Here is an 11,636-nt window from a genome sequence, read left to right as displayed (position 1 = left end):
TGAAATTCTGTCCGCAGGTTTCAAATAAGATTCAAAATAAATTGTAGAGATTCATTAATCTCAAATCTCAAATCTCAAATCTCAAATTCAAAAAAAATGTCAAATAAAAATAAATCAAGTAGATTTAATAAAATAACCATCGGTTTAGCTTCTCCGGAATCCATTTTACAGGATTCCAGAGGGGAGGTTTTAAAGCCGGAAACCATTAACTACAGAACGCACAAGCCTGAAAGAGACGGTTTGTTCTGTGAAAAAATCTTCGGTCCTATCAAAGATTACGAATGTGCTTGTGGTAAATACAAGAGAATTCGTTACAAAGGGATCGTTTGTGACCGTTGTGGTGTAGAGGTTACGGAGAAAAAAGTACGTAGAGAAAGAATCGGGCACATCGGTTTGGTTGTTCCTATCGCGCACATTTGGTATTTCCGTTCTTTACCAAACAAAATCGGTTACCTTTTGGGTATTCCTTCCAAGAAATTGGATATGATCATCTATTACGAGAGATATGTTGTTATTCAGCAGGGTATCGCTAAGAAATTAGATGGTTCTGATTTTGATAATAAAGAATTCCTTACAGAAGAAGAATACCTTGATATCATGGAAACTCTTCCTGTAGAAAACCAGTATCTTGACGATTCAGATCCAAACAAATTCATCGCCAAAATGGGTGCTGAAGCTGTTGAGGAATTATTAAAAAGAATCGATCTTGATGCATTGTCTTTCGACTTGAGACACAAAGCTCACAACGAAGGTTCAAAACAAAGAAGAACTGAAGCTCTGAAAAGATTGAACGTTGTAGAAGCGTTGAGAGGTGCCAATACAAGAATGATCAACAGACCGGAGTGGATGATTATGCGTGTGCTTCCTGTAATACCACCAGAATTGAGACCATTGGTTCCATTGGATGGAGGACGTTTCGCAACTTCTGACTTAAATGACCTTTACAGAAGAGTGATCATCAGAAACAACCGTTTGAAGAGATTATTGGAGATCAAAGCTCCTGAAGTAATCTTGAGAAACGAGAAGCGTATGCTTCAGGAATCTGTAGATTCATTATTCGATAACACAAGAAAATCTTCTGCTGTAAAATCTGAATCAAACAGACCATTGAAATCACTTTCAGATTCATTGAAAGGTAAGCAAGGTCGTTTCCGTCAGAACTTATTAGGGAAAAGGGTAGATTACTCTGCACGTTCGGTAATTGTTGTAGGTCCAAACTTGCAGCTTCACGAATGTGGTATTCCTAAAGATATGGCAGCTGAACTTTACAAACCGTTCATCATCAGAAAACTGATTGAGAGAGGAATTGTAAAAACTGTAAAATCTGCAAAGAGAATCATCGACAGAAAAGAACCTGTAGTATATGATATCCTTGAAAACGTGATGAAAGGTCACCCTGTTTTATTAAACAGAGCACCTACGCTTCACAGATTGGGTATTCAGGCATTCCAGCCTAAAATGATCGAAGGTAAAGCGATTCAGCTTCACCCGTTGGTGACGACAGCATTCAACGCCGATTTCGATGGTGACCAGATGGCGGTACACTTACCGTTAGGCCCTGAGGCGATTTTGGAAGCTCAGTTGTTGATGTTAGGTTCTCAAAATATCCTGAACCCTGCAAACGGTTCTCCAATCACGGTACCTTCTCAGGACATGGTTCTTGGTCTTTATTTCATGACCAAAGAATTAAGCTCTACTGAAGATATGAAAGTTTTGGGTGAAGGTCTTGCATTCTACTCTCCGGAAGAAGCGGAAATCGCTTATGCTGAAGGCAGAGTTTCATTGAACGCTAAAGTAAGATGTAGACTTCCTATCAAGGAAAACGGTGAAATCACTGTGAAACTAACCGAAACTTCTGTTGGTAGAATCTTATTCAACCAGATCGTTCCTAAAGAATCAGGATATATTAATGAACTTTTAACGAAGAAATCATTAAGAAATGTAATTGGTAAAGTACTTGCCGATACAGATTTCCCTACTACCGTAAAATTCCTTGATGCAATGAAAGACTTAGGTTATTCAAACGCATTCAAAGGAGGTCTTTCTTTCTCATTGGGTGACATCGTAGTTCCTGTTGAGAAAAAGAAAATGATCGCAACATCTATTGAAACTGTAGACGAAATCAGAGCCAATTACAACATGGGTCTTATTACAGATACAGAAAGATATAACCAGGTAATTGACGTTTGGACAAACACCAACGCCGGATTAACTGAAATGATCATGAGCAGAATGAAAACCGACCAGGGAGGATTCAACTCTGTATACATGATGCTTGATTCTGGTGCGAGGGGTTCTAAGGAACAGATCCGTCAGTTATCAGGGATGAGAGGTTTGATGGCAAAACCGCAGAAAGCTGGTTCTACCGGTGCGGAAATTATCGAAAACCCGATTCTTGCAAACTTTAAGGAAGGTCTTTCCATCCTTGAGTACTTTATCTCTACCCACGGTGCCCGTAAAGGTCTTGCGGATACCGCTCTTAAGACTGCCGATGCAGGTTACTTAACGAGAAGACTGGTAGACGTTGCACAGGATGTTATCGTTACAGAAACAGATTGCGGAACATTAAGAGGTACAGAAGTTACTGCACTCAAGAAAAATGACGAGATCGTTGAAAAAATCTCTGAAAGAATTTTAGGTAGAGTATCATTACACAATGTATATGATCCTGAAACAGACGAAATCATCGTGAATGCAGACGAAGTAATCAACGAAGCATTAGCCAAGCAAATCGAGGAGATTGGTCTGGAAGCTGTTGAAGTACGCTCTCCATTAACTTGTGAAGCTAAAAAAGGTATCTGTGCTAAATGTTACGGTAGAAACCTTGCTACAGGGAAAACCATCCACATGGGTGAAGCTGTAGGGGTAATTGCTGCACAATCCATCGGGGAACCTGGAACTCAGCTTACGTTGAGAACCTTCCACCAGGGTGGTGTATCTACAAACGTATCAGAAAACCCTTCAATCTCTGCAAGAAGAGACGGTATCGTTGAGTTGGATGAGGTAAGAACAATTACTTCCGAAGACGAAAACGGAAACACTGCAGAAGTAGTGGTATCCCGTACAACTGAATTCAGATTGGTGGCTGATAACGAAACCAGAACACCGTTAATGATTGCCAACGTACCTTACGGTTCTCAGTTACTCGTTAAATCCGGTGATAAAGTGAAGAAAGGCGATATCATTGCAAAATGGGATCCTTACAACGCGGTAATCATTGCAGAAAACGCTGGTAAGGTAGAGTATGAGGATATTATCCAGGGTATCTCATTCCAGTTGGAGATTGATGAACAGACAGGATTCGAAGAGAAAGTAATCTCTGAATCAAGAAATAAGAAAGCTGTACCTACATTGAAGGTAGTAGATTCCAAAGGTGTTGAGCAGAAAGGCTACAACTTACCTGTAGGAGCCCACTTAATGGTAAACGACGGTGAAAAAATTAAGGCTGGTAAAGTCTTAATCAAAATCCCGAGAAAAGCTGCTAAGACCGGGGATATTACCGGGGGTCTTCCGAGAGTTACCGAATTATTCGAAGCGAGAAACCCATCTAACCCGGCTGTAGTTACAGAAATTGACGGTGTTGTTTCTTACGGAAAAATCAAAAGAGGTAACCGAGAATTGATCGTTGAAGCTAAAACTGGTGAAAGAAAAATTTATTTGGTTAAATTATCCAACCAGATTTTGGTACAGGAGAATGACTTCGTGAGAGCTGGTTCGCCACTTTCTGACGGTTCAGTTACTCCGGACGACATCCTGAAAATCAAGGGACCAACTGCGGTTCAGGAATATTTAGTAAACGAAATTCAGGAAGTTTACCGTCTTCAGGGGGTAAAAATCGACGACAAGCACTTCGAAATCATCGTAAGACAGATGATGACAAAAGTATCTATCGTTGACGGAGGTGACACTCAGTTCCTTGAAGGTGCACTTGAGCACAAATACGACTTCCTTGAGGAGAACAACAGAGTATTTGGTCTTAAGGTAGTAACCGAAGCTGGTGATTCAAAAACTTTCCAGCCAGGACAGATGATTACTGCAAGAGAACTGAGAGACGAAAACTCTAAACTGAAGCGTGAAGATCAGGCTTTGGTAGAAGTAAGAGAAGCTCTTCCGGCTACAGCAACGCCTGTATTGCAGGGGATTACAAGAGCAGCTCTTCAAACCAAATCGTTCATGTCTGCAGCATCGTTCCAGGAAACAACCAAGGTTCTTAACGAAGCCGCGGTTGCAGGTAAAGTAGACAGCCTGAATGGTCTTAAAGAAAATGTAATTGTAGGACACAGAATTCCTGCAGGTACGGGTCTTAAAGAGTATCAGAACGTGATCGTAGGTTCAAGAAAAGAATTCGAAGATCTTAACTAATAAATGAGTTTCGTGTTTCGGGATGCGTGTTTCGTATCCCGGATCACGCATCTCAAAAATAAATTGAAATATAATATTCAAGGTTGAAACTTTTTTATATTTTTGAGCCTTGAACATTAAACCTTAAATTTTAAATAAAAAAATGGACAACAATCAAAATCCACAGGACGGAAACATCAACATCCAGTTAAACGAAATGGTAGCTTCAGGAGTTTACTGTAACCTTGCTTTAGTAAACCACTCTCCATCTGAGTTTGTAGTAGACTTCATCCAAATGATGCCAGGTGTACAGCAGGCAAACGTAAGATCAAGAGTAATCCTGGCTCCTCTTCACGCGAAGAGAGTTTTAGCTGCACTTCAGCAAAACATCACCAACTACGAGCAGCAGTTCGGAGAAATCAAGGAAGTTGAGCCTTTCGTATTGGGAGGAAACAACGTACAGGCATAAGATTCTTCTTATCAGATATAAAAGAATACCCCGGCGAAAGTTGGGGTATTTTTTTATGCTTACAACTTTAGTATTTTTTATTTGGGCGCCTTTATCCGCCCTCCACTCCCGCTTTTTTGTGCCACCGCATTTCCCCTCGCTTACAAAAAGAGCTCCGTTCAGGTCGGGGCGCAAAATTCCGCTTTTCTCAACATCTCATAAAAAACCGTAGGATTAATTTGAATAACTTTACGCGAATCTGTGGACGCAAAATTATATACATCACAAAAAGCCCGCAGAGTCAAATTCGAATAGCTGTACGTGAACCTGTGTTCGTAGAATCATTCACATCACAAAAAACCCGCAGGATTAATTCGAATAGCTTTACGTGAACCTGTGGACGCAAAATTATTCACATCACAAAAAACCCGCAGGATTAATTTGAATAACTTTACGCGAATCTGTGGACGCAAAATTATATACATCACAAAAAGCCCGCAGAGTCAAATTCGAATAGCTTTACGTGAACCTGTGGACGCAAAATTATTCACATCACAAAAAAACCGCAGGATTAAATTCGAATAGCTGTACGTGAACCTGTGGACGCAAAATTATTCACATCACAAAAAAACCGCAGGGTTAAATTTTAATAGCCGTAGGTGAAACCTATGGTAATAAAATAATACGCACTACAAAAGAACCCGAAGGGTTCAACAATCTTCCATCTTCCATCTTCCATCTTCCATCACCCATCTCCCTTCTCCCATCTTCCCACTATCAACTATTTAGAATAACTCAAAATTACACCACATTAAAAATAATTAACATCCATAATTTTCAATTTTATACCTTTGATTTCGTAATTATTTGAAAAATATGTTAGATAATCAGTTTATTGTTGAGAAATTTGGGTTTTTAGGCTCAGAATTTTTAAAAGAAATCAGTAAACATGCTGTCAGCTCTACCGTAAAAGCCAAAACTGAAATCGTAAGGGAAGGTCAGAAAAATAAATTCGTACCTTTTCTTATCAAAGGTTCCGTCAGAGTTTTCACACTGAATGACGGCCGCGAACTTATCTATTATTACGTAAGAGAAAACGACAGCTGTATGATGACGTTTTCCTCTATTTTTTCAGATTACATCAGCCGGATTTATGCTGTAGCAGAAGAAGATTCAGAAGTTTTGCTCATTCCCGTTTCTGTGATGCATGATTGGCTACTCCGTTTTCCTGCCATCAGCAAACTCTTTTTTCAGGAATATGACAAACGCTTTACAGACGTTATGAATATGGTCAACGAAGCCGTGTTTCATAAACTTGACAAGAGAATTCTCAGTTACATCAAACAGCAGATTGCCATCACAGGAAATCATCCCATCAAACTGACCCATCGTGAAATTGCCATCAACCTCGGTACATCCAGAGAAGTGGTGAGCAGGGTAATGAAAAAAATTGAAAATGAAGGCGAGATTTCCCAGAGCAGAGAAGGTATCAGAATTCCTGAATCTGAAAATGTTAGCGTAGTCTAATAAATTTGTTTTAATACTTTTATAAATGCGATTGATAAAAACAATATCATCGGTGACTTTTATCACCAACTTTTAGAAAGAGAAGTCTCTAAGTTTGTCGTACGAATTTCTAACTAAATTTATATGACAAAAACTCTCTTATTTTTGTCGATGTTTTCTTCAGTTCTTGCTTTTTCGCAGGAAGATCTGCTCAAAGATATCGACACCATTTCAACCAACAGGACAACCTCGCCACCCGCTTTTAAAGCTCTTCAAATCGTTACCGGACAATCTACCAAGCTCACTGCAAAAAATGAGTGGTATTTTGTAGTCGCACACCGTTTTGGAGATGTGAGCGATGGTTTCAAAAACTTTTTCGGATTAGACGACGCTTCCACCAAACTTGGAGCGATTTATGGTTTGACCGACGGAATTTCTTTAAGCCTATCCAGAGAAACCAACATGAAAACCTTTGAGTTCGGAGCAAAGTACAGGCTTCTAAAACAAAGCGAAAACATGCCGGTAGATCTTGTCGGTTACAATGTGATGGCGCTCAACACCGATCTGGATAAAGACACCTATCCGCATCTGAAGTTCGGCGACAGACTTTCTTATCTCACGCAGGCTTTGATTTCCAGAAGATTTAATGAAAACTTTTCGCTGCAGTTATCGCCGTCTTACGTTCACAAAAATCTCTACGAACCAACGATTGAAAACGACAATCAATTCCTGACAGGATTGGGCGGACGCTACAAAATTTCCAAAAGAATCTCCATCAACGCAGAATATTTTGTGAATTTTGATAAAAACAGTTTCTACAAAAATCCATTGTCTTTAGGAATGGATATTGAAACCGGAGGTCACGTTTTTCAGCTTTTGTTCAGCAATTCACAACTGAATTCGGATATCGGTTACCTGACAAATGCTACCGGAAAGTGGGAAAAAGGACAGATTTTCTTTGGGTTTAACCTTTACAGAGTATTTTAAAATGAAAAAAATATTGTACACAGCAGCGCTGATTCTTTTCATTACATCCTGTGAAAGCAGAACTTATGAAGAAATTTCAGACAACACGCCGATTACCAGTGTGGTAAAATATGAATCAGATTTAAAGCCTATTATGGAAAGCAATTGTACCAGTTGTCATTCTGCGTCAGGTTTTAAACCTCTGAATAATTACAATCTGGTAAAAGCAAACATCGATATTATTATTAACCGGATTCAAAGACCGAGCGGAGATCCTTTAAAAATGCCTCAGGGTGGATCTTTGTCAACCACTCAGATCAATCTTTTCATCAAATGGAAAGCTGACGGTCTTATTGAAAACTAAAAATTATTTAAAATGAAAAATCTACTTTTAATATTGACTTCTTTACTGCTGAGCAATCTTGCTTTAGCCCAAAAATACATTACAAAGACGGGAAAAGTAACCATTGAAGCATCCGTTCCGATGTTTGAAGATGTTTTTGCGCAGGATGACAGTAATGTCGTGGTTCTCAACGCCGATAACGGAGAAATGGCGTCGGTTTCAGTAGTGAAAAACTTTAAATTTAAAGTGAAACTGATGGAAGAACATTTTAATGAAAGCTATGCTGAAACTGCAAAATATCCAAAGGCAACATTCAAAGGAAAAGTGGTAGGTTTTGATAAAACAAAACTGACTGCAAACCCTCAGAAAGTTACTGTTCAGGGCGTATTAAACTTTCACGGTGTTGACAGAAATGTTTCTTCCTCTGCGACCATTTCAGCAAAAGACGGAAAGATTTATCTGAAAGGAAATTTTGTTGCAAAATCAGCAGATTTCAAAGTAACCATCCCGAAAATGGTGATGAAAAAAGTTGCTGAAAATGTGAACGTGGAATATAAATATACCCTTGTTAAGCAATGAGAAAATTAATGATCTTCGCAGTTTTTTTTCTGAGTTTATCATTGATCACAGCTCAGGAAAAAGCAAAATCAGTATTTGATATTGCCAGAAGTGGAACCGTTGCAGAATTGAAAGATTTAATGAAAACAAATCCGGATATCATCAATCAAACCAATGAAAACGGATTTTCACCCTTAATCTTAGCGTGCTACCGCGGAAACACTGAGGTCGCAGATTTTTTAATAGACAACGTAAAAGATCTCGATTACAAAAGTCAAGATGGTACGGCATTGGCTGGACTTTCAGTACGTTACAACAAAAATTTGGTCGAGCATTTACTGAAGAAAAATGCAAACCCAAATATCGCAGACAGCACAGGAACGACACCTTTATTTTGGGCAGTAAAATCCGGAAACAAAGAATTGGTCGGGCTTCTACTTCAATATAAAGCCGACAGAACAAAGAAAGATTCAATGGGAATGACTCCTTTTGAATATGCTTTAAAAGCAGACAATAAAGAAATTATTAAACTACTGAAAAATTAAAATATATGAAAAAACTTCTACTCATTTCAAGTTTGGCTTTTGCAGGTTTTGCACAGGCTCAGTTTTCGTCAGGGACAGTTAATTTAACTGCAGCGGCTATGACAGTCAAATTAGATACAAATGCAACTACAGCCACGATCACTCTAATTGGCGACAGCAATTCTATGATGGGAATTGGCTTTGGATCTTCTGGTATGGCAAGCGGATCAGATGGTTTCATTTACAACTCATCGACGAATCGCGACTTTACTTTTGGAGGATTTAATACTCCGTCGGCAGACCCGGTGCAAGACTGGACTCAAACTTCAAATACAGTTTCTGGAAGCACAAGAACCGTTGTAGCAACAAGATCACTGACAGGCGGAGCGGGCGATTTTGCCATCCCCAATGCTGCGGGAACAATCAATATTTTCTACGCAAGAACGGGTGGCGGAACAGGAATCGCTTATCATGGCGGAAGCCGTGGCTACGCATCTTTAACGATGGGAGCTACCTTAAGCACAAAAGATTTGTTAGCTGAAAGTAAAAAAGTCACTCTCTACCCAAATCCTGCGAAGGAAACCGTAAATTTTAAAAATGCAGATCAGATCAAATCTATCGAAATTTTCGAATCTACAGGCCGAAAAGTAAAAACAGTTACTTTAGAAGGTGAAACCTTAGATGTTTCTGACCTGAAATCCGGCAGCTACTATTTTGAAATTACGTTAAAAGACGGAAGCCTGACTTACGAGAAATTGATTAAACAATAGAGAAAAGCCACTGAAAAGTGGCTTTTTTGGGTTTATAACTACGAATCAACGTATATTATTGGCGTTAGCAAACAAATCCCATTCGCTGATTGCAGAATGTTTCTATTGTGTATAGGCTTTAAATAAAACGCTCCAAAACATACAACCCATTTCGATCATTTGCTCTGTAAGAGCAAAACCTATGTAGATTATGATAAAATCAGAGTGGCAAGCACCGTAGGAGCGACACCTTTATAAATTGAATTTCTGATTAATAATTTCTGAGAAATTCAGAAACAACATTTTGAAATTCCGGAATATTGAAACCTCTTGTCGAAGGATGATGCAGACCTATAGCTTTACAGTTTCCTCCCAAATAATCTAGATTTCTAACATTCCATCTGCTATTAATTCTGCCTACGTGATTTCCCCAGCCAGCTTTATTAAAAAAATGCTCCCACAAGCGGCTCGAAAAAACAATCACTTTTTTAGGTTTTAAAATATCCAAATATTCTCTAAAAGCCAGTTCAGCTTTATCTTTTTCAGCTTTAGTTGGAATTTGGTCTGAAAATGTAAAAGCACTCTGAACTGCATTAGCAAAAGCAACATTCTCCCAAAAGTCTTTGTGTTTGTCATGACAAAAATCTTAAGGATAGTTTTGTGAAAACTGCTCGCAATATCATCAAATTCAGCAATCTGTGCCTTTGTAAAATCCAGCAAATTGCTAGGAAGTCCATTATTAAAGTAATGGGAATCTCCGATGATTAGAAGTTTACCGTAAGATGATTGGGTATAGTCAATTCCAATCCAGGGGGAGAAGGCGAGGTGGGACATGATTCAGAATTTGTTAAAAAGCAAAACTTAACGAGTTTTTAAACCCGTTAGGTTTAGAATACAAACTATTATTGAGCTTTATTTCAATTAAGAAAAAACTTTTATTTTTTTTTGAAAATTGCTTTAAGTAAAATTGGAGCTGCAACAATTACTAAACCTCCAGCAGTTCCTATAATTTTTTGCGCTCTATTCCAAAACTCCCGATTGCACGCGTCGCATTTTTGCGAATTATTTGCGATTTTTTTTCCGCACTTTTTACAACTATTATTCATTATCAATTATTTTTTTGTTAAATTCTAATCTTTTAGTATTTAGATATTCTAACTTTTCTGCGATTTTTTCAACATTTTTTGGAAACATATCAACCCAATAATTTTGTTTAAAATTATGATTTTTGATAATGTCATTTCCAATGTTGCTGTTTAGTTTTAAACATATCTCCTCATCAAGATATTTTTCTAAACTATACAAACAATTTTTAAGGGGAAGTAGTGCAGATTTCTGCTCTGAAATACTTAGAAATAACATTGATTCAATGCAAGAAGCTTTAATATAAACAGACAAGTTTTTTGACAGGTCTACCATTCGTAGATCTATATCTTTTTGGCTTTCTCCCATAAATCCTACTTGAGCACTTTTTATGTATTGAATATTTTTTATTACTGATAATAATATTTGCATTTTTCCATCTGATGCTGTTTTCAATGCATTGGAAATACATAATTGCTTAAAATTGAGATCATCAATCTGTGTAGAATATAACATTTGTTGGATTGCACTTTCGCATAACGCTATTCTATCGTCTTGTTGACCTTCTAAAACTCGATCTACTTGTTGCTTTATATCCTCAAGATTTTTAATTATTTCGCCCAATTGATTTTGCATTGATATATTATTGAGAGAAACCGCAATTGAGGGAGAAAAGTACTCCTTTTTCAAAGTGATTTGTTCAGCAAATTTATTACCATCTCTTAATATCGCGGAGTAATTTCCATTACTGGTGATCTTTAAAGTGAGCTTTCCTTCATTTATTAATTTTTGAGTATTTTCAGAAATATCAGCAACCAATTTCGGGTTGTTGACTTTTAATTTGTCTAAAAAATCTATAAATGCAGGTATTTTGTATGCTTCCTCAATGATGTTTTGTGTAACTGAATTAGTATTTTTGTTTATGATTTCATCAAGAAAAGATTTCTCATCAAATAAGGAGATGTTGCCATACATCGTTTGCTCCAGTTTATCCAATTTGGGACTATCGTCAACGTAATAATACTTATTTTTAAAGTCTGTCATAAAGATTGTTGTTTAAATTACTTTACAAATCTACTCCTCAACCCAGACAAACCACGTCCAGGTAAAAAAGTATT

11 protein-coding genes are annotated in these 11,636 nt (G+C 37.8%); 8 read left to right on the top strand and 3 right to left on the bottom strand.

Features of this window, described 5'->3' with window-relative positions:
* The first annotated feature begins 96 nt into the window (after nucleotides 1-96).
* The 8 genes from rpoC to NG809_RS06775 all read left to right on the top strand — a co-directional run bounded on the left by rpoC (nucleotide 97) and on the right by NG809_RS06775 (nucleotide 9,456).
* Complete coding sequence (gene rpoC / locus NG809_RS06810; protein ID WP_262149222.1) at nucleotides 97-4,362, top strand: DNA-directed RNA polymerase subunit beta'; 4,266 nt, start codon at nucleotides 97-99, stop codon at nucleotides 4,360-4,362.
* A 142-nt stretch (nucleotides 4,363-4,504) separates the two neighbouring features.
* Nucleotides 4,505-4,810 (top strand): DUF3467 domain-containing protein, encoded by a 306-nt coding sequence (locus NG809_RS06805; RefSeq protein ID WP_056084768.1) that lies wholly within the window; start codon nucleotides 4,505-4,507, stop codon nucleotides 4,808-4,810.
* A gap of 855 nt (nucleotides 4,811-5,665) precedes the next feature.
* On the top strand, nucleotides 5,666-6,316 hold the full coding sequence (locus tag NG809_RS06800) for a Crp/Fnr family transcriptional regulator (RefSeq protein WP_262149219.1): 651 nt from the start codon (nucleotides 5,666-5,668) through the stop codon (nucleotides 6,314-6,316).
* Nucleotides 6,317-6,439: 123 nt separating this feature from the next.
* On the top strand, nucleotides 6,440-7,282 hold the full coding sequence (locus NG809_RS06795) for a DUF5777 family beta-barrel protein (RefSeq protein ID WP_262149217.1): 843 nt from the start codon (nucleotides 6,440-6,442) through the stop codon (nucleotides 7,280-7,282).
* Nucleotide 7,283: 1 nt separating this feature from the next.
* A complete protein-coding gene (locus NG809_RS06790; protein ID WP_262149215.1) occupies nucleotides 7,284-7,625 on the top strand; it encodes a hypothetical protein in 342 nt (113 codons plus the stop codon).
* Nucleotides 7,626-7,637: 12 nt separating this feature from the next.
* A complete protein-coding gene (locus NG809_RS06785) occupies nucleotides 7,638-8,183 on the top strand; it encodes a YceI family protein (RefSeq protein WP_262149213.1) in 546 nt (181 codons plus the stop codon).
* 8 nt (nucleotides 8,184-8,191) lie between these two features.
* Nucleotides 8,192-8,707 (top strand): ankyrin repeat domain-containing protein, encoded by a 516-nt coding sequence (locus NG809_RS06780; protein WP_262149211.1) that lies wholly within the window; start codon nucleotides 8,192-8,194, stop codon nucleotides 8,705-8,707.
* Nucleotides 8,708-8,712: 5 nt separating this feature from the next.
* Nucleotides 8,713-9,456, top strand: a complete 744-nt coding sequence (locus NG809_RS06775; protein WP_262149209.1) for a T9SS type A sorting domain-containing protein — start codon at nucleotides 8,713-8,715, stop codon at nucleotides 9,454-9,456.
* 250 nt (nucleotides 9,457-9,706) lie between these two features.
* On the opposite strand, the gene NG809_RS06770 is transcribed toward NG809_RS06775, so the two are convergent.
* The 3 genes from NG809_RS06770 to NG809_RS06760 form a co-directional block, all read right to left on the bottom strand.
* Nucleotides 9,707-9,919 carry a hypothetical protein gene (locus NG809_RS06770; RefSeq protein WP_262149208.1) on the bottom strand — a complete coding sequence of 71 codons (213 nt, stop codon included), beginning with the start codon at nucleotides 9,917-9,919 and terminating at the stop codon, nucleotides 9,707-9,709.
* Nucleotides 9,920-9,930: 11 nt separating this feature from the next.
* Nucleotides 9,931-10,269 (bottom strand): hypothetical protein, encoded by a 339-nt coding sequence (locus NG809_RS06765; RefSeq protein WP_262149206.1) that lies wholly within the window; start codon nucleotides 10,267-10,269, stop codon nucleotides 9,931-9,933.
* Between the two features lie 264 nt (nucleotides 10,270-10,533).
* A complete protein-coding gene (locus NG809_RS06760) occupies nucleotides 10,534-11,562 on the bottom strand; it encodes a hypothetical protein (protein WP_262149205.1) in 1,029 nt (342 codons plus the stop codon).
* Between the last annotated feature and the right edge of the window lie 74 nt (nucleotides 11,563-11,636).

Source organism: Chryseobacterium foetidum (genome assembly GCF_025457425.1).
Classification (GTDB): domain Bacteria; phylum Bacteroidota; class Bacteroidia; order Flavobacteriales; family Weeksellaceae; genus Chryseobacterium; species Chryseobacterium foetidum.
The sequence above is the reverse complement of the archived record's forward strand: the minus strand, read 5'-3'. Positions and strand labels throughout refer to the sequence as shown.

What these genes read in the sequence shown, in the direction of transcription:
- rpoC (WP_262149222.1), top strand. Translation starts at nt 97, where the DNA reads ATGTCAAATAAAAATAAATCAAGTAGATTTAATAAAATAACCATCGGT.
- NG809_RS06805 (WP_056084768.1), top strand. Translation starts at nt 4,505, where the DNA reads ATGGACAACAATCAAAATCCACAGGACGGAAACATCAACATCCAGTTA.
- NG809_RS06800 (WP_262149219.1), top strand. Translation starts at nt 5,666, where the DNA reads ATGTTAGATAATCAGTTTATTGTTGAGAAATTTGGGTTTTTAGGCTCA.
- NG809_RS06795 (WP_262149217.1), top strand. Translation starts at nt 6,440, where the DNA reads ATGACAAAAACTCTCTTATTTTTGTCGATGTTTTCTTCAGTTCTTGCT.
- NG809_RS06790 (WP_262149215.1), top strand. Translation starts at nt 7,284, where the DNA reads ATGAAAAAAATATTGTACACAGCAGCGCTGATTCTTTTCATTACATCC.
- NG809_RS06785 (WP_262149213.1), top strand. Translation starts at nt 7,638, where the DNA reads ATGAAAAATCTACTTTTAATATTGACTTCTTTACTGCTGAGCAATCTT.
- NG809_RS06780 (WP_262149211.1), top strand. Translation starts at nt 8,192, where the DNA reads ATGATCTTCGCAGTTTTTTTTCTGAGTTTATCATTGATCACAGCTCAG.
- NG809_RS06775 (WP_262149209.1), top strand. Translation starts at nt 8,713, where the DNA reads ATGAAAAAACTTCTACTCATTTCAAGTTTGGCTTTTGCAGGTTTTGCA.
- NG809_RS06765 (WP_262149206.1), bottom strand. Translation starts at nt 10,269, where the DNA reads ATGTCCCACCTCGCCTTCTCCCCCTGGATTGGAATTGACTATACCCAA.
- NG809_RS06760 (WP_262149205.1), bottom strand. Translation starts at nt 11,562, where the DNA reads ATGACAGACTTTAAAAATAAGTATTATTACGTTGACGATAGTCCCAAA.